17 protein-coding genes are annotated in these 16,247 nt (G+C 73.1%); 9 read left to right on the top strand and 8 right to left on the bottom strand.

Annotated elements, in window-relative coordinates:
* Positions 1-3: 3 nt before the first annotated feature.
* Complete coding sequence (locus tag ACFVAJ_RS03210) at positions 4-717, bottom strand: DUF2306 domain-containing protein (RefSeq protein WP_376941352.1); 714 nt, start codon at positions 715-717, stop codon at positions 4-6.
* Positions 718-920: 203 nt separating this feature from the next.
* Between ACFVAJ_RS03210 and ACFVAJ_RS03205 the strand changes: the two genes are divergently transcribed.
* The 3 genes from ACFVAJ_RS03205 (at position 921) to ACFVAJ_RS03195 (ending at position 4,850) form a co-directional block, all read left to right on the top strand.
* Positions 921-3,512 (top strand): lamin tail domain-containing protein, encoded by a 2,592-nt coding sequence (locus tag ACFVAJ_RS03205; protein WP_376941351.1) that lies wholly within the window; start codon positions 921-923, stop codon positions 3,510-3,512.
* A gap of 221 nt (positions 3,513-3,733) precedes the next feature.
* On the top strand, positions 3,734-4,147 hold the full coding sequence (locus ACFVAJ_RS03200; RefSeq protein ID WP_376941350.1) for a hypothetical protein: 414 nt from the start codon (positions 3,734-3,736) through the stop codon (positions 4,145-4,147).
* 106 nt (positions 4,148-4,253) lie between these two features.
* Complete coding sequence (locus ACFVAJ_RS03195) at positions 4,254-4,850, top strand: hypothetical protein (RefSeq protein ID WP_376941349.1); 597 nt, start codon at positions 4,254-4,256, stop codon at positions 4,848-4,850.
* A gap of 21 nt (positions 4,851-4,871) precedes the next feature.
* On the opposite strand, the gene ACFVAJ_RS03190 is transcribed toward ACFVAJ_RS03195, so the two are convergent.
* From ACFVAJ_RS03190 to ACFVAJ_RS03180, 3 genes are all read right to left on the bottom strand, one after another.
* The gene (locus tag ACFVAJ_RS03190) at positions 4,872-5,660 is read right to left on the bottom strand and encodes a DUF2306 domain-containing protein (RefSeq protein ID WP_376941348.1); all 789 of its coding nucleotides are present in this window, start codon (positions 5,658-5,660) and stop codon (positions 4,872-4,874) included.
* Positions 5,661-5,756: 96 nt separating this feature from the next.
* On the bottom strand, positions 5,757-6,461 hold the full coding sequence (locus tag ACFVAJ_RS03185) for an endonuclease/exonuclease/phosphatase family protein (protein ID WP_376941347.1): 705 nt from the start codon (positions 6,459-6,461) through the stop codon (positions 5,757-5,759).
* A gap of 52 nt (positions 6,462-6,513) precedes the next feature.
* Positions 6,514-7,458 (bottom strand): NAD(P)/FAD-dependent oxidoreductase, encoded by a 945-nt coding sequence (locus tag ACFVAJ_RS03180; RefSeq protein WP_376941346.1) that lies wholly within the window; start codon positions 7,456-7,458, stop codon positions 6,514-6,516.
* A gap of 66 nt (positions 7,459-7,524) precedes the next feature.
* Between ACFVAJ_RS03180 and ACFVAJ_RS03175 the strand changes: the two genes are divergently transcribed.
* The gene (locus ACFVAJ_RS03175) at positions 7,525-8,115 is read left to right on the top strand and encodes a helix-turn-helix domain-containing protein (protein WP_376941345.1); all 591 of its coding nucleotides are present in this window, start codon (positions 7,525-7,527) and stop codon (positions 8,113-8,115) included.
* A gap of 55 nt (positions 8,116-8,170) precedes the next feature.
* Positions 8,171-8,566 carry a PLDc N-terminal domain-containing protein gene (locus ACFVAJ_RS03170; RefSeq protein WP_376941344.1) on the top strand — a complete coding sequence of 132 codons (396 nt, stop codon included), beginning with the start codon at positions 8,171-8,173 and terminating at the stop codon, positions 8,564-8,566.
* A 21-nt stretch (positions 8,567-8,587) separates the two neighbouring features.
* Here ACFVAJ_RS03170 and ACFVAJ_RS03165 read toward each other — a convergent pair whose 3' ends face one another.
* Both ACFVAJ_RS03165 and ACFVAJ_RS03160 read right to left on the bottom strand, forming a co-directional pair.
* The gene (locus tag ACFVAJ_RS03165) at positions 8,588-8,878 is read right to left on the bottom strand and encodes a DUF1905 domain-containing protein (protein ID WP_376941343.1); all 291 of its coding nucleotides are present in this window, start codon (positions 8,876-8,878) and stop codon (positions 8,588-8,590) included.
* Positions 8,879-8,924: 46 nt separating this feature from the next.
* Positions 8,925-9,560: a TetR/AcrR family transcriptional regulator gene (locus ACFVAJ_RS03160; RefSeq protein WP_376941342.1), complete on the bottom strand. Its 636-nt coding sequence runs from the start codon at positions 9,558-9,560 to the stop codon at positions 8,925-8,927.
* A 114-nt stretch (positions 9,561-9,674) separates the two neighbouring features.
* Here ACFVAJ_RS03160 and ACFVAJ_RS03155 point away from each other — a divergent pair, with 114 nt between their 5' ends.
* Both ACFVAJ_RS03155 and ACFVAJ_RS03150 read left to right on the top strand, forming a co-directional pair.
* The gene (locus tag ACFVAJ_RS03155; protein WP_376941341.1) at positions 9,675-11,186 is read left to right on the top strand and encodes a purine-cytosine permease family protein; all 1,512 of its coding nucleotides are present in this window, start codon (positions 9,675-9,677) and stop codon (positions 11,184-11,186) included.
* Between the two features lie 8 nt (positions 11,187-11,194).
* The gene (locus ACFVAJ_RS03150) at positions 11,195-12,418 is read left to right on the top strand and encodes a serine hydrolase domain-containing protein (protein WP_376941340.1); all 1,224 of its coding nucleotides are present in this window, start codon (positions 11,195-11,197) and stop codon (positions 12,416-12,418) included.
* Between the two features lie 44 nt (positions 12,419-12,462).
* On the opposite strand, the gene sigJ is transcribed toward ACFVAJ_RS03150, so the two are convergent.
* The gene (gene sigJ / locus ACFVAJ_RS03145) at positions 12,463-13,389 is read right to left on the bottom strand and encodes an RNA polymerase sigma factor SigJ (protein WP_376941339.1); all 927 of its coding nucleotides are present in this window, start codon (positions 13,387-13,389) and stop codon (positions 12,463-12,465) included.
* A 130-nt stretch (positions 13,390-13,519) separates the two neighbouring features.
* Between sigJ and ACFVAJ_RS03140 the strand changes: the two genes are divergently transcribed.
* Positions 13,520-14,287, top strand: coding sequence for an SDR family oxidoreductase (locus tag ACFVAJ_RS03140; RefSeq protein ID WP_376941338.1), 768 nt, complete (start codon positions 13,520-13,522; stop codon positions 14,285-14,287).
* 47 nt (positions 14,288-14,334) lie between these two features.
* Entirely contained in the window at positions 14,335-15,261 is a 927-nt protein-coding gene (locus ACFVAJ_RS03135; protein WP_376941337.1) for an aldo/keto reductase family oxidoreductase, read from the top strand.
* A 72-nt stretch (positions 15,262-15,333) separates the two neighbouring features.
* Here the strand turns inward: ACFVAJ_RS03135 and ACFVAJ_RS03130 are convergent, their stop codons facing one another.
* Positions 15,334-16,212 carry a 3-methyladenine DNA glycosylase gene (locus tag ACFVAJ_RS03130; RefSeq protein WP_376941336.1) on the bottom strand — a complete coding sequence of 293 codons (879 nt, stop codon included), beginning with the start codon at positions 16,210-16,212 and terminating at the stop codon, positions 15,334-15,336.
* Between the last annotated feature and the right edge of the window lie 35 nt (positions 16,213-16,247).

The following is a 16,247-nucleotide window of genomic DNA, read 5'->3' as shown; positions in this document are numbered from 1 at the left end:
CCCTCATGATAGGTCGGCGCCCGCCGGCGGGGCAGGGGCGGTGACGGGCGTGGAGGCGGTGCCGCGGGGGCGCCGGGACCCGGCCGCTCGCCCCGACCGTGCGCGGCGGCGGATGACGAACTCGGCGACCACGAGGTTGATGACCCAGCCGGCGCCCATGAGCACGGCGTGCATCGCCTCGCCCGGAGCGCCGAGCACGAGCGTCCACGGCAGGAACGTGAACACCTGGGTGCCCGCGCCCAGGCCGATCGCGTACGCCCGCGTCATCCAGGCGCTGTGCGTGCCGATGTCGCCCCGCCGGATCGCGAGGAAGGCGATCACGATCGCGCCGGCCATCACGGTGCCGAACCCGAGGCGCATCACCATGAGCGCCACGCCGTTGACCGCCGGCATCTGGTAGGCGAGGGTCATCCAGAGCGCCGACAGCGCCGAGAGGAGTCCTGCAGGCGCGACGACCCGTCCGGCGAACCGGTGCCAGCGCCGGCGGCGGAGGGCCGGTGCGAACTGCAGCGCGCCGAGCACGAGGAACACGCTGGACGCGACGATGTGCACGACCACCGGCACCGGCGAGTCGAAGAAGCGGGCGTTCTCGGTGGTCACCGGCCCGCCGCCCGTGAGCTGGGTGAGCCGGAACGCCCCCGCGGCGATCGGCACGAGGCTGAGGGCGATGAGCCCCGCCGGAGCGAGCCACTCGCGGCGTCGACGTGATTCGGTCATGGCTCGATGCTCGTGCGCGAGCCCGGTCGCGCGCATCGGCCGACGGGCTCGACGCGCCTCGGCCGATCGGCCGATCCGCCGAGCCGAGCGCGTGATTCGACCGGTGCGGTACACCGCCCGTTCACCCCCGCGACGGGTCCGCGTCACCACGACCCGGTCGAGTGGCTTCGACCCCCGCACCCGCCCGCGTCAGGAGCGCCAGCATGCCCGTGCAGCACCCCAACCCACCCACGTCTCCGCGTCGCCGCGTGCCCGCGATGCTCGCCGCGCTCGCCGTCGCGGCCTCGGGCCTCGCGGTCGCCGCGAGCCCGAGCCTCGCGACCGCCGCCGAGACCGGCGTCGTCGTCAACGAGATCGTCTACGACGACGTCGTCGCCGGTGCGGTCGACGCGATCGAACTGTTCAACGCCGGCACCGCGAGCGTGGATGTCTCGGGGTGGCAGGTCTTCGACGACAAGCGCGAGGAGTCCGGCGTCATCCCGGCCGGAACGAGCCTCGCCGCGGGCGCATTCCTCGTGCTCGAGAAGGACGGTTCGCCCCTCGGGTTCCCGTTCGGGCTCGGCAAGGGCGACGCGGTCACCCTCGTCGACGCCGCCGGCACCGATGTCGATTCTTACGCCTACGAGGCCACGGCCCCGCTCGCCGACTGGTCGCGCTGCGCCGACGGCGGCGACTGGGCGCACGGCACCGCGCTGACCCTCGGCGCCCCGAACACGTGCGAACCGCCGGCCGCGGCCGGCGCCGTCGTGCTCAACGAGGTCGACTCGGGCCCCGCCGACTGGATCGAGCTCGTCAACCCGGGTGACGCGGCCGTCGACCTCTCGGGGGTCGAGATCCGCGACAACTCCGACGACCACCGCTGGTTCTTCGCGGCCGGGGCGAGCCTCGCCGCAGGCGAGCGGCGCGTCGTCGACGCCGAGACCGAGGGCGTCGACGTGAACGGCACCCCGCAGCCGTTCCAGGCCGCGATCGGCATCGGCGGCTCCGACTCGATCCGCGTGTACGCCGCCGACGGCACCCTCCTCGACGAGACGTCGTGGACGGGGCATCCCGCCATCGACGGCGACGAGGCGGCCGCGAGCTACGCCCGCTGCCCCGACACGACGGGCGCCTTCGGCCTCGCCCGGGTGACGCCGGGCGCGGCGAACGACTGCGTGCTGCCCGCCGTCGCGATCAACGAGGTCGAGTCGAACGGCGACGCCACCGACTGGGTCGAGATCGTGAACACCGGCACCGCGCCGATCGACCTCTCGGGCTGGACCCTCATGGACAGCGACCCCGCCGGCCACGCGGCCGACGTCACCCCGGTCGCGGCCGGCACCGTGCTCGCGCCCGGCGCCTTCTTCGTCTTCGACGGCGGCAGCCACTTCGCCTTCGGGCTCGGCGGCGCCGACGTCGCGACCGTGCGCAACGCGGGCGGCCTCGCCGTCGCCGAGCACGCCTGGACCGAGCACGCCGCCGTCACCTGGGCGCGCTGCCCCGACGGCACCGGCGACTTCGCCGACGCGAAGACCGCGACCAAGGGCGCGACGAACTGCGGCGACGGCACCGGCGAGCCCGGCGGACCCGAAGAACCGGTCGCGGCGGCCTGGCCCGGGTCGCCCGAGGTGACCGTGCTCGACGAGACCGCGATGTTCCTCGCGGACTCCTCGGGCCTCGACGCGCAGGCGACCGCCGACGGCACCGTGCTCTGGGCCGTCGACAACGGCACCGGCGCCTTCTGGAAGCTCGACGTCGCCGCAGACGGCACGGCCGCGTTCGCCGAGGGCTGGGCCGACGGCAAGCGGGCGCGGTTCCAGCGCGACGCCGGCAACCCGGCCGCGGCCGGCCCCGACGCCGAGGGCATCACGGTCGACGGCGACGGGCGGGTCTACCTCGCCTCCGAGCGCGACAACTCGAAGAAGGGCGTGAACCAGAACGTCGTGCTCGCGGTCGACCCCGACGCCGTCGGCCCCGACGTCGTCGTAAGCCAGGAGTGGGACCTCACGGCCTCGCTGCCGCAGGTCGCCGCGAACACCGGCATCGAGGCCGTCGAATGGGTGTCGGATGCCGCGCTCGCGGGCCTGCTCGTCGATCAGGGCACCGGAGCGCCCTACGAGCCGGCCGACCACCCCGGCCACGGCGACGGCCTCTTCTTCGTCGCCGTCGAGGACGACGGCTTCGTCTACGCGTACGCGCTCGGCAACGACGGCTCGGTCACGCAGGTCGCGGCCATCGACCCGGGGCTCGGCGGCGTCATGGCGCTCGACTACGACACGGTGCTCGGCGAGCTCTGGGCCGTCTGCGACGACGGCTGCGAGGGTCGCTCGGCCCGCATCGCCTTCACCGGCGGCGAGCCGGAGATCAGCCTGTTCGCCCGACCCGCGGGCATGCCGAACCTCAACAACGAGGGCTTCGCGACGATGCCCGCGGCGCTCGGTGCGCCCGGCGAGGTGCGCGCCTCCGCCGTAGTCACGACTGAGCTCGCGGCGGACGCCGTGGCCGAGCGTCCCGCGTGGTGGTTCGCGGACGGCGAGCAGCCCGCCGCCCTCCGCGTCGGCACGCTGCCCGCTGCGGCGGGGGAGCCGGGCGGAGAGCCCGGCCCGGGCGACGGCGGTGACGGCGGCACGGGTGACGGCGACGGCGACGCGACCGACGGCACCGGCTCCCAGCCCGTCGCATCCGACGGCCTCGCCGAGACCGGGGTCGACGCCGGTCTGCTCGCGCTCGCACCCCTCGCCGTGCTCATCGCGGGCCTCGGCGCCGCGCTCGTCGTCGCGGCCCGCAGGCGCCGCAACGCCGCGGCGATCGAGTAGACGGGACGGCGCCGCCACACGACCGGCCGGCCGGGCGACTCCACTGGGGGCGCTCGGCCGGCGTTGCTCCGACACTGAGTCGCCCGGCGACTCAGTGTCGGAGTCGTGCGGTGCGCCTCGTCGCATCAGACGCTGCCTGTGGCCGGCGCTGCCGGTGAACCGCTCGAGGAGCGGCCGGCAGTCGCGCGCGATGCCCGCGGCGGCCGTGGGAGGATCACCGCATGGACAGGCCAGGCGGCGCGATCCCGGTGCGGCTCGTCGTCGACGTCGCCAACGTGATGGGCTCGCGGCCCGACGGCTGGTGGCGCGACCGCGCAGGTGCCGCGACGCGACTGCTCGCCGCACTGCCGCCGCTCGTCGGGCGCGAGGTGCACGGCCCCGACGGCGGCGTGCTCCGCATCGGCGAAGTCGTGGCCGTGATCGAGGGGGCCGCGAAGGCCGCAGCCCGGCCCGACGGCCTCACGGTGGTCGCCGCCCCGGCCGACGGCGACGGCAGCATCGTCGAGATCGCCCGCGTCGAGGCATCCGAACGCCGGACCCTGGTGGTGACCGCCGACCGCGGGCTGCGCGCGAGGCTCGCCGACGGCGTGCTCATCGCCGGGCCGGGTTGGCTGAACGAGCTGATCGGGCGCTGAGCCGGGTCGGTCGGCCTCAGGGGGTGGCGGCGGCAGCGCCGATGTGTTATACCCACAGGGGGTATAGATATATCGAACCCCGACGCTCACGCAAGGAGGCGCAGCGATGAACCGAACCGACCATGCGGCCCCGGCCGCGACCGACGGCGCCGCCGTCACGACCGCACCGCCGTCCATCCCGTTCATCGTCCTCGCGCTCGTCATCGGCGTCGTGAGCGGGTTCGGACTGCTGTTCAGCGGCTACCCCGAGGCGCTCGGCGCGACGGTGCCGACGACCGCGCTCGGCATCGCCACCCTCTGCTACCTCGCGGCGGCCGTCACGGGCCTGCGCTGGGTCGCGTGGCTCGTCGTCGCGGTCGGCACCCTGCTCGTCTTCGGTGCCGAGCTGCTCGACCTGCCGCGGTGGGCGGTGCTCGCCACCGCGGGGCTCGTGCTCCTCGTCATCGGGCTCATCGCGAGACCCAGGGCGACGACCCCGCAGGCGCTCGCCATGCTCGGGTTCTTCGGCGTCGCCGTCGTGGCGCTCGCCCTCGACCCGCGCCTGGGGCTCGCGATCGCCGGGCTCGCCCTCGCCGCGCACGCCGGCTGGGATGTCGTGCACTACCGCCGCAACGCGGTCGTCGGTCGCTCGCTCGCGCTGTGGTGCATGGGGCTCGACCTGTTCCTCGGGCTCGTCTGCGTGGGCATCGCGCTCGCAGGGTGACGAAGTCCGCCCGCGCGGCACTCAGCCGAGGGTGGGCGCGGCGCGCCAGAACGTCGGCAGCCCCCGGCGGGCGATGAGCCACTCGGCGACGACGAGGTTCGGCAGCCAGCAGAGGAACGGCACCGCGGCGTAGGCGTTCGCGAAGACGGCGTCGAAGTCGAACTCGCCGGTCGTGAACGGCAGTTGCGCGACGATGAGGAGCGGCAGCCAGATCCGGAGGGCCACGGCTGCGTAGGTGAGGGCGAAGTTGCGCATCATCCAGGCGCGGTGGCTCGCGACATCCCGCCGCCGGATCGCCCGGTACCCGAGCCAGCCGGTGACGAGCCAGAGCACGCCGAGCGCGCCGAAGCCGAAGAGGCCCACGAGCCCCGCGTCGTTCACCGGGGCGATCACGAGACCCGCGACACCGGCGATGCCGACGGCGACGAGGTACGAGCGGCCGGTCCAGCGGTGCACGCGCGGATGCCTCGTGCGGAGGCACTTCCAGAACTGCAGCGGGCCGACGACGAGGGCGAACCCGCCCGCGACGATGTGCGCGTAGAACGCGAGCTGGATCGGCCACGGCTGCTCGGCGTAGTTGCCGGCGAGCCCGCCCGAGGGCGTCTCGGCGAGAGCGCGGAGCGACGCGGTGAGGTACGGCACGACGGCGAAGGCCGCGATGCCGAGCGAGGAGAGGAGCACCCAGGTCCACGCGATGCGGGTCGCCGCGACGCGGCGGCGAGCCGGCGGGGGCGAAGTCGGCGGCGAAGCGGTGCCGGTGCCCTCGGTGCTCGCGGGCGGAGCTGCGACGGGGTCGGTGATGGAGGCCATGGCCGCACGCTACGAGCGTCGCCGGGACGCGGTTATCGGGTGAACCCCCGGATCGATGCGGGGGTCGTCCAGCGGTGGCGGCGGCCCGCCCGCGCCTCAGATGACGACGTCGATCTCGTCGTCGGCGCGCGTGCCGACGTACTGCGCGTCGATGAGGATCGGCAGGTGGTCGCTCGACCCGCGCGGCAGCGTCTCGACGCGGCGGATCTCGAAGTCGGCCGAGGTCGCGAAGTCGAAGTGCCCGCGGAAGTACTTGTACCGCGTGTACGTGCGGCTGTCGCTCAGCGTGAGCTCGTAGCCCGCGTCGCGCACCTTCTCGGCGAGATTGTCTTTGAAGACGGGGTAGTTGTAGTCGCCCACCATGAGGGTCGGCAGGTGCGGGCCCATCAGCTGCAGCGAGCCGAGCGCCGAGTGGATCTGGTGCCGCCGCAACGAGTTGAGCGCGGTGAGGGGCGCCGCGTGGAACGAGGCGACGATCACCTCGCGGTCGTGCTGCAGGTCGATGAGCCGCGCGCCGAGCAGGCGTTCATGCGCGGGGCGCAGCACGCGGTCGTGCAGCGACTTCTTGAGGGCGAAGGCGCGGATGTCGCGCGGCGTGAACCGGTCGGGCCGGAAGTAGAGGGCGAGCCCGAGCCGGTTGCCGGTCGTCGAGTGCGCGAGCCGCAGCCGACCGACCTCTTCGGCGAGGTCGGTGGTGTCGCACTCCTGCAGGCAGAGCACGTCGGGGGAGTAGCGCTCATCGAGCGCCGCGAGTTCGGTGATCGCGCGGTGCTTGCGGAGGTTGTAGCTGATGACCAGCATCACCTCAGCCTAGGCGTTCAAGGTGAACGCGCGCCGTGGATGACGTGACGGGTCATGCCGCGCTCGCGGCGAGCGCCGCCCGCACCTCCTCCTCGACGAGATCGGCGTTGATCGCCGCGCCCGCCATGCTGCCCGCGGCCATCGCGAACGGGACCGAGGAGCGCGGGTCGGTGACGTTGCCCGCCGCCCAGACGCCCGGCACGCTCGTTCGGCCCATCGCGTCGACCACGACGAACTCGCCGCCCATCGGGTGCGCGGTGCGTTCGGCGCCGAGCTCGCGCAGCACCGGGTCGTTCGGTTCGGGCGCGGGTCCGACGAAGATCGCGTCGCTCGCGATCTCGGTGCCGTCGTCGAGGCGGATGCCCCGGAGCGCGCCCCGCTCGTCGGCGACGACCGCCGCGACGGGGCGGTCCTCGACGCCGATGCCGCGCGCGAGGAGGCCGGCGCGCGCCTCGTCGGGCAGCTCGGCGCCGTGCGCGAAGACCGTGACGCGGTCGGAGAGCTGGCGCATGAGCTGGGCCTGGTGCACCTGCGCGGCGCTCGTCGCCAGCACGGCGATGCGCCGGTCGCGCGCCTCCCATCCGTCGCAGTAGGGGCAGACGAACGCGCCGCGCCCCCACTGCTCAGTGAGGCCGGGGACGGCGGGCAGGGCGTCGCGCAGGCCGCTCGCCACGAGGAGCCGACGGGCCTGCAGATGCTCGCCGTCGGCGAGCTCGAGCGTGAAGGCGGGCGCCGCCCCGTGCGCGGCGACCGCGATGCCGGGCTGCACCTCCACGCCGTCGTAGCGCTCGAGCTCGGCGCGCCCGTCGGCGAGGAGGGCGAGCGGCGAGGTGTGATCGCGGCCGAGCACGCCGTGCATGTGGCCGGCGAACCGGTTGCGCGGCAGGCCCTCGTCGAGCACGAGGACTCGCCGCCGGGAGCGGCCGAGCATGAGCGCGGCGCTGAGTCCGGCGCTGCCGCCGCCGATGATGATGACGTCCCAGGTGGTCTGCTGCATGTACCGATCGTGGAGGTGTCATGATGGAACGGCAAGCGAGCTTGCCGAATCAGCAAAGGATGCCCCGTGCCCGACGACCCAGACGCACCGTCGCTCGACCGCATGCTCGACGGCGTCGCTCCGCGACTGCGAGCGCTCCGCACTCGTCGAGGCCTCACGCTCGCCGAGCTCTCCGAGGAGACCGGCATTTCGGCGAGCACGCTCTCGCGGCTCGAGTCGGGCGGCCGGCGTCCGACGCTCGACCTGCTGATCCGGCTCGCCGCGGTGTACCGGGCGAGCCTCGACGACCTCGTCGGCGCCCCGCAGATCGCCGACCCGAGGGTGCACCCGAAACCCTTCTACCGAGACGGCAAGGCGATCATCCCGCTCACCCGCAGCAACCCCGACGTGCACGCGTTCAAGATGGTGCTGCCGGGGCATCCGCCCGAGGCGCCGGTCGAGCAGCGCGCGCATGAGGGCTACGACTGGATCTACGTGCTGAGCGGACGCGTACGGCTCGCGCTCGGCGACGACGAGATCGTGCTCGACGCGGGCGAGGCGGCCGAGTTCGACACGCGGGTGCCGCACGGCACTGCGAGCGCGTCGCTCGAACCCGCCGAGGTGCTGAACCTGCTGAGCGCCCAGGGCGAGCGCGTCCACATCCGCGCGAGCCGCTGAGCGTCCGCGCCGCGCGGTTCGCCCGGGGCGACGCTCCGGCTCTAGGCTGACGCCCATGGGGTTCGTGCTCACCATCCTGACGCTCGCAGCCCTGGTGTACGCGCTGGTCGACATCATCATGCGCGACGAGTCCGACGTGAAGCACCTGCCGAAGTTCGGCTGGATCCTCCTCGTCGTGCTGCTGCCGCTCATCGGCACCGTGCTGTGGTTCGTGCTGGGTCGCGAGCGTTCGTCGGCGGGCCGCCGCGGCACCCGCACCGGCACAGTGCGTGGCGCGGACGCGCCGGCCGCGCCCGCCGGCCCGCAGACGGTCATGCCGTCGAGCGGCCCCGGCGACGCGCGCTCGACCGAGGAGCAGCTCGCCGACCTCGACCGTGAGATCGAGTACTACGAGAAGCGCGCCGAGCTCGAACGGCGCAGGCGGGAGCTCGGGCGGGGAGCGCCCGAGTAGCCGTCGGGGCGACGTTGCGGCTCAGACCGTGCCGAGGTCGAGACGCAGCTCGACGGTGTCGCCGATCTCGAGCGACTCCGCCGCGCGCACCCAGGTCTTCACCGGCACGATGTACCCGCCGTCCTTCGGCCACAGCGCGGTCGGCCATTCGCTGCGCCCGATCCGCACGGTGGCCGGCACCATGCCCCAGCCGTAGCTGACGAGCGGTGCGACCTGCGCGATGGCCTCGCACTCCGCGTCGGGCACCGAGACGAAGTGCCATGGCGCCGGCCCGCGCCAGAACCACAGTTCACCGCTGAACGCGAGCTCCATCGGCTCAGGATACGACGGGCCGCACCCGCTCGGTCGACCGGTCGACTCAGCGGTCGAGCGCGTCGATCTCCTCGCGGAGTCGACCCGCCTCGAGGCCGAGCGCCCACTCGGCGGCGTCGGTGACGAAGCGCCAGTAGGCGTCGGAGGCGAACGCGCCGGTGTTGTTCGCGTAGGCGCCGAAGCCGTCGATCGCGATGAAGATGCGCACCGTCGCGGTGAAGGCGTCGGCGGGTGCAAACACGCCGGCCGCGATGCCGTGGTCGATGAGCGCGGTGAGCCGGTCGCGGTCGAACGACTCCTGCTCCTCGAGCGCCGCATCGAGCGCGGGGCTGAACCGGCTGAGGTGGCGCGCGTTGAGCCAGAGACGCGAGATCGCCCGCGCGTCGGAGCTCTCGACACGCGAGACGAGGCGTGCCATCCGCTCGAGCGGCTCGCCGCCCTCGGGCACGAGCGCCTCGCGCTCGTCGGAGACGGCGTGCACGAACGCGGCGATCACCAGGTCCTCGGCGACCGGGAAGTAGTGGCTGATGAGGCCGGGCCGGACGCCGAGCAGGTCGGCGACGGCGCGCAGCGTGATCTTCTCGAGGCCGCCCTCCAGTGCGATGGCCGCGGCGGCCTGCACGATCTCGGCCCGTCGCTCGGCGGGCAGCTTGCGGGCTCGGGTCGCGGGCGCGCTTGACATCATGCCGATCATGTTATTGGATGAGCGACCAATAGCCCATTGGTCGAGTGACCAATAGCAGTGTCGCACCGGCTGGTCCGCGACGCCGCCTCGGGCCCGCCGAGAGGATCCCCCGTGTCATCCCAGACTCCCGCAGCGTCGCAGGACTTCGTCGACGCACCCACCCAACCCGAGACCCGCGGCATCGAGTTCGTGAGCGCGAGCGAGCGTCACGGCCGAGCCCGCGACCTCTTCGGCGTGTGGGCCGCGCCGAACGTGAGCGTGCTGAACTTCACGATCGGCGCGACCATGATCCTGCTCGGCCTCGAGATCTGGCAGGCCGTCGCCGTCATCGTCGCGGCGAACCTGCTCTGGGTCTTCCCGGGCCTCATCGCGATCGCCGGCCCGGCGGCGGGCACCTCGGGATCGGTCATCAGCCGGGCCCTCTACGGGGTCATCGGCAACAAGGTCATCATCGCCTTCACCGGATGGTTCATCTCGGCCGTGTTCCTCGCGCTGAACTGGCTCGCGTCGTCGTTCATGGGCGCCGACCTGCTCGCGCAGTGGGGGTTCGACGACCCCGTCCTCGGTCCCGTGATCGTGACGCTCGTCGTCTCCGCGATCACCGTGCTCGTCGCCGTCTACGGCCATGCGCTCATCATCCGCAGCTACACCGCGATCTCGGCCGGCCTGCTCGTGATCTTCCTCGCCGTGACCGCGTTCGCGCTGCCGACCGTCGACTGGAGCTACCAGGCCCCCGTGCCCCTCACCGGCGTGCCGCTCTGGTCGGCCGTGACGATCGGGTTCACGATCCTCGCCTCGACGCCGCTCTCGTACATCAACAGCCCAGACATCGCCCGCTACCTGCCGCGCGAGACCAAGCCGTCGCACATCATCGCGGCCACCGCGCTCGGCGGCGCGCTGCCCGGTGTCTTCTTCACGGTCGTCGGTGCGCTCATCGCGACCGGGCTCAGTGCCGCTGCGATCGACGCGGGCATCGAGTCGGCGATCCTCGGCCTCCTGCCGAACTGGCTCGGGCCGCTGCTCGTGCTGGGCGTCGTCGTGAACACGATCGCCCTCAACGGGATGACCACGTACACCTCGAGCATGGCGCTGCAGTCGGTCGGAGTGCCGATCCGTCGCATCCCCTCGGCGATCGTCGTCGGCGCCATCGGAACCGCGCTCACGCTCTACCTCGTGATGTCGACGAGCCTGCTCGACGCGGTCAACCTCATGCTGCAGTTCCTCGTGATCGTCTCGGGCCCCGCCATGGCGATCTTCGCGACCGACATCATCCTGCGCCGCAACGGGTACGACGCGATCGACCTGTTCGACGAGCGCCGCGGCGGCAAGTACTGGTACGCGGGCGGGTGGAGCATCCCGGGCATGACGGCCGTCGTCACGGGCGGCATCGCGACCGCGCTCTGCCTCTCGACCGACGTCTGGACCGGCCCGATCGCCGAGCTGCTGGGCTGGGTCGACCTGTCGGTGCCGGTCGGCATGACGGTCTCCGCCCTCGTCTACCTCGGGCTCTCGAAGGCCGGGTTCGGCCGGTTCGACGACGCGCGCGCCGAGTCGGCGACGCAGGGAGCCCCGGCCGCAGCGGCCGCGAGCCCCGCCGCTTCGTCGACCGAGTCCGCGGCATGATGGCGGACATGAGCGACGCGGCCCTCCCCATCGACCCGCAAGACCCGACCGCGACCGGCCCGCACCCGCCCCGCTACCCGGGCGCGCCCGCGGGCGTGCCCGACCTCGACACCTGGCAGGAGGCGCCGGGCAACCGCTGGGCCTTCGGCGACCTCGCGGAGCTCGTGCCGACCGCGACGATCTCGCGCATCCCGACGGCCGCGCGCGCCGCGGCAGCCGTCGCCGCGACCGTGCGGCTCGACGCGTTCGCGACGGAGCTGCCCGACCTCGAACGCCGGCTCGAGGCCACCTTCACCGATGCGTTCCTGGTGCTGCGCGGCGGCGAGGTCGTCGCCGAGTACTTCAAGCCCGGTTTCGCGCCCGACCAGCGCCACCTGCTCATGAGCGTGTCGAAGTCGATCTGCGGACTCACCGTCGGCGCGCTCGTCGACGCCGGCCGCATCGACCCGGCGCGTCCCGTCACCGACTACGTGCCCGAGCTCGCCGGATCGGTCTACGACGGCCCGACCGTGCGTCACGTCCTCGACATGCAGGTCGCGATCGACTACGACGAGGACTACGTGAACCCGGCCGCCGAGGTGCAGACGCACGACCGTGCGGCCGGGTGGCGACGACGGCGCGACGGCGACCCGGTCGACACCTACGCGTTCCTCACGACGCTCCGCGGCAGCGGGGCGGTGGGCGAGTTCCAGTACTGCTCGGCGAACACCGACGTGCTCGCGTGGATCATCGAGCGGGCCACCGGCTCGCGCTACCACGACGTCGTCGCCGACCTCGTGTGGTCGAAGCTCGACGCCGACCGCGATGCGACGATCACGGTCGACAGCGCGGGGTTCGGCTTCGCGAACGGCGGCATCTCGTGCACCGCCCGCGATCTCGCTCGAGTGGGGCGCCTCGTGCTCGACGGCGGGGTCGCACCCGGCGGGCGCGTCGTCTCCGAGGAGTGGGCGCGCGCGATCCTCGCCGGCGGCGACCCGGGGGCGATGACCTCCGAGGCATTCACCGGCGCGTTCCCCGGCGGCTCGTACACGGCGCAATGGTGGTGCATGGGCAACGCGCGCGGCAACGTGAGCGGCATCGGCATCCACGGGCAGAACCTCTGGCTCGACCCCCGGACCGACTCGGTGATCGTCAAGCTCTCGACCTGGCCCGACCCCGACACCGCCGAGTGGAACGGACTGCAGAGTGCCCTGCTCCTCGATGTGAGCGAGGCGCTGGACACCGTGGGCTGATCGGGATCAACGGCACCGGGCTGCGGCCGGCGATCGGCGCCCGCTCACCCCGCGTCGGCCGCTAACGGGTTCCAGCGCTGCAGCTTCCCGGGGTTCCGCATGATCCAGACCTGCGCGATGCGGTCGTCGCGGACCTCGACGGATGCGACCGAGTCGACGATGCCGCGCTCGCCGAACACGAGAACGAGCCCGTCGGCGGTCTCGTGCACCGCCCACTCGAGCGCAGGACCGCGACGTTCGAGGATGCCGGCGACGTAGCGGGCGACGTGGTCGGGTCCGAGCACCGGGCGACGCGCCGCCGTGGCGAGGCCGCCGCCGTCGGCGACGAGCACGACCTCGGGGGCGAGGAGCGCCACCAGCGCCTCGAGCCGGCCGCTGCCGGCCGCCGCGACGAACGCGCGCACGACCTCGTCGTGGCGCTCGCGGCTGACGGCGCCGGCACGACCCTCGCGCACATGGCGCCGGGCCGATGAGGCGAGCTGTCGGCACGCCTCGGGCGAGCGACCCAGGATCTCGGCGATCTCGCCGAACGGCACGGCGAACACCTCGTGCAGCACGAAGGCGACCCGTTCGGCCGGGGTGAGCGCCTCGAGCACGACGAGGAGGGCCGTCGACACCGACTCGTCGAGCATCGCGCGGTCGAGCGGGTCGTCGGCGGCGCGCACCGCGAACCGGGCGACGTCGGCGGTCGGCAACGGTTCGGGCAGCCACTCGCCGACGTACGACTCGCGTCGGGCCCGCGCGGAGCCGAGCAGGTCGAGGCAGATCCGGCTCGTGACCCGCATCAGCCACGCCCCGGGGTTCTCGATCGCGTCGCGTTCGGCCGGAGGCATCCGATACCAGCGCGCATACCCGTCCTGGACGGCGTCCTCCGCATCGGCGACCGTGCCGAGCAGGCGGTAGCCGAGCCCGAGCAGCCTCGGGCGCTCGGCCTCGAGGGCGGCCGCCTCCGCAGTGTCGTCGCGGGTCATGCGCCAAGCCTCTCATCCCGCGCTCCCACCGCCGCGTCACATTCCGGCGGGCTGCGTCGTCGTCATGGTGAGGGGCGATCGGATGCCCCGCCTGCGGCACCCCGCCGCACCGGAGGAGAGGAGCAGCACTGTGAGGATCGCCGTCGCCGGAGGCACCGGAACCGTCGGACGTCACGTCGTGGACGTCGCCCGCGAACGCGGCCACGAGGTCGTCGTCCTGGCCCGCTCGGTCGGGGTCGACCTGATCTCGGGCGAGGGGCTGGCCGAGGCGCTCGCGGGGGTCGACGTGGTCGTCGACACGGCCAACATCATGTCGATCGACCGCGAGACGGCCGAGCGGTTCTTCACCACGAGCTCGCGCACCCTGCTCGCGGCCGAGGCTCGGGCAGGGGTGGGTCACCACGTGCTGCTCTCGATCGTCGGCATCGACGAGGTGCCGTACGCCTATTACGAGGCGAAGCTCGCCCAGGAGCGGGTCGTCGAGCAGGGGCAGGTGCCGTGGACCATCCTGCGGGCGACCCAGTTCCACGAGTTCGCGGGGCAGATGGCCGGGCGGATGCGGGTCGCCGGGGTGCAGCTGGCGCCGCGGATGCGCACGCAGCCGGTCGCCGCGCGGGAGGTCGGCGAACGTCTCGTCGAACTCGCCGAGCATCCGGCCGCCGGCCGTGCGGGCGAGCTCGCGGGCCCGCGCGAGGAGCAGCTCTCGGAGATGGTCCGCCGCCTGGCCCGCGCGGAGGGACGGCGCGGGCCGGTGCTCTCGATCGCGCTGCCGATGAAGGGGATGCGCGAGATGCGCCACGGCGCCGTGCTGCCCGGGCCCCACGCGAGGCTCGGTCGCCAGAGCTTCGACGAGTGGCTCGCCTCGGCACCGCGACGAGGAGCCGCCCCGCCTCGCTAGGGTGGGTGGGCGCGTCCCGAAGGCGTCGGGCGCCCCGAAGGAGCCCAGTGAAGACCATCGACCTCGCCGGCATCGCGGCGCCCAACGTCGTGCTCGGCCTCATGCGCATCGAAGAGATGGCCGACGACGAGGTGCGCACCCTCATCGGCACCGCCCGCGACGCCGGCATCGACTTCTTCGACCACGCCGACATCTACGGCGAGACGTTGCACGCATGCGAGCGCCGCTTCGCCGAGGCGATGCGGCTCTCGCCGTCGGAGCGCGAGCAGGTCACCCTGCAGACGAAGTGCGGCATCGTGAAGGACGGCCCGTACTTCGACTTCTCGTACGAGCACATCATCGAGTCGGTCGAGGGTTCGCTCGAGGCGCTGCAGACCGACTACCTCGACATCCTGCTGCTGCACCGCCCCGACGCCCTCGTCGAGCCCGACGAGGTCGCCCGGGCCTTCGACGAGCTCGAGGCCTCCGGCAAGGTGCGCGCCTTCGGCGTCTCGAACCACACGCCGAGCCAGATCGAGCTGCTGCGCCGCTCGGTGCGCCAGCCGATCGTGGCGAACCAGCTGCAGCTGTCGATCACGCATGCGCCGATCATCGCCCAGGGCGTCGCGGCGAACATGCAGGGGCTCTCGCAGTCCACGATGCTCGACGGGGGCGTCGTCGACTACTGCCGCCTGAACGGCATCACGATCCAGGCCTGGTCGCCGCTGCAGGCGGGGTTCTTCACCGGCGTGTTCCTCGGCTCGGCCGACTACCCCGAGCTGAACGCGGCGATCGACCGGCTGGCCGCGAAGTACGACGTGCCGCCGATCGCGATCGCGACCGCCTGGATCACGAGGCATCCCGCGAACATGCAGGTCGTGCTCGGCACGACGAACCCCGAGCGCGTCGCGGGCGCCGCGGCGGGTTCGGCCGTGCCGCTCACGCGCCCCGAGTGGTACGAGCTGTTCCGCGCGGCGGGATACCAGGTTCCCTGACCGCGCTCAGGTCGGTCGAGTTGCGCAGCGTCTCGAGACCACCGGTCGTGGTCTCGAGACGGCGCTGCGCGCCTACTCGACCGGCTGGGGCGCGGGCACCGGTGCGAACGCGGCATCCAGGATGGCGCGGCGCAGCCCGTTCGCCCGCTCGGCGAAGCCGCGCTGTCGTCGCACGTACTCGGCCTTGCCCTCGGCGTCCTCGATGCGCACGGGCGCGCCGCCCCACGGCGCCATGTCGTACGGCGAGGCCTGCATGTCGAGGTACCGGATGTCGCGGGCCAGTTCGAAGGCGTCGAGCAGCAGTTCGCCCGGCACGAGCGGACCGAGCTTCACCGCCCACTTGTAGACGTCCATGTTGGCGTGCAGGCAGCCGGGCTGCTCCAGCTCGGGCTGCGACGCGCGCGTGGGTTCGAAGCGGTTGCGCGGCACCGCGTCGGGCGTGAAGAAGCGGAACGCGTCGATGTGCGTGCAGCGCAGCTCGTGCGCCTCGACGACCTCGTCGGTCGCCGCCTGCCCGAGTCGCAGCGGCACCGGATGCCGGTGCTCGCCCTGACGGTAGACCATCGCCCACTCGTGCAGTCCGAAGCATCCGAACGCCGCCGGACGCGACGCCGTGAGCCGCAGCATGCGCGCGACGACCGCGAGCATCGGGCCCTTCTCCGCCTCCATCGCGTCGCGGTCGACGACGAGCGAACCCGGCTCGCGGCCCTCGGCGTACCAACGCCAGTCGGCGCGTGGGTCGCCCGCGGCATCGGCGAGCTCGACCCCTGGGCCCGGGTGCCAGCGGCGCAGCAGGCTCGGCGAGTACGAGTAGTACGTGAAGAGGAAGTCCTCGATGGGATGCTTCTCGCCGCGCGCCGTCCGTTCGCGATGACCGGCGGTGAGGGTGTCGGCCCGCTCGGCGTGCGCCTCGGCGCGGGCGCGCCATTCGGCGGCGAGGAGCGTGGTCATCGTCCAAGGGTACGTGTCGGCGGCTGGTGCGAGAC

This window comes from Agromyces sp. NPDC057679, from assembly GCF_042799635.1.
Taxonomy (GTDB): Bacteria; Actinomycetota; Actinomycetes; order Actinomycetales; family Microbacteriaceae; genus Agromyces.
This window is presented reverse-complemented; position numbering and strand designations above follow the sequence as displayed.

Excerpts from the sequence above, each read along its gene's own strand:
- ACFVAJ_RS03210 (WP_376941352.1), bottom strand. The coding sequence starts at position 717 with ATGACCGAATCACGTCGACGCCGCGAGTGGCTCGCTCCGGCGGGGCTC.
- ACFVAJ_RS03205 (WP_376941351.1), top strand. The coding sequence starts at position 921 with ATGCCCGTGCAGCACCCCAACCCACCCACGTCTCCGCGTCGCCGCGTG.
- ACFVAJ_RS03200 (WP_376941350.1), top strand. The coding sequence starts at position 3,734 with ATGGACAGGCCAGGCGGCGCGATCCCGGTGCGGCTCGTCGTCGACGTC.
- ACFVAJ_RS03195 (WP_376941349.1), top strand. The coding sequence starts at position 4,254 with ATGAACCGAACCGACCATGCGGCCCCGGCCGCGACCGACGGCGCCGCC.
- ACFVAJ_RS03190 (WP_376941348.1), bottom strand. The coding sequence starts at position 5,660 with ATGGCCTCCATCACCGACCCCGTCGCAGCTCCGCCCGCGAGCACCGAG.
- ACFVAJ_RS03185 (WP_376941347.1), bottom strand. The coding sequence starts at position 6,461 with ATGCTGGTCATCAGCTACAACCTCCGCAAGCACCGCGCGATCACCGAA.
- ACFVAJ_RS03180 (WP_376941346.1), bottom strand. The coding sequence starts at position 7,458 with ATGCAGCAGACCACCTGGGACGTCATCATCATCGGCGGCGGCAGCGCC.
- ACFVAJ_RS03170 (WP_376941344.1), top strand. The coding sequence starts at position 8,171 with ATGGGGTTCGTGCTCACCATCCTGACGCTCGCAGCCCTGGTGTACGCG.
- ACFVAJ_RS03165 (WP_376941343.1), bottom strand. The coding sequence starts at position 8,878 with ATGGAGCTCGCGTTCAGCGGTGAACTGTGGTTCTGGCGCGGGCCGGCG.
- ACFVAJ_RS03160 (WP_376941342.1), bottom strand. The coding sequence starts at position 9,560 with ATGTCAAGCGCGCCCGCGACCCGAGCCCGCAAGCTGCCCGCCGAGCGA.
- ACFVAJ_RS03150 (WP_376941340.1), top strand. The coding sequence starts at position 11,195 with ATGAGCGACGCGGCCCTCCCCATCGACCCGCAAGACCCGACCGCGACC.
- sigJ (WP_376941339.1), bottom strand. The coding sequence starts at position 13,389 with ATGACCCGCGACGACACTGCGGAGGCGGCCGCCCTCGAGGCCGAGCGC.
- ACFVAJ_RS03130 (WP_376941336.1), bottom strand. The coding sequence starts at position 16,212 with ATGACCACGCTCCTCGCCGCCGAATGGCGCGCCCGCGCCGAGGCGCAC.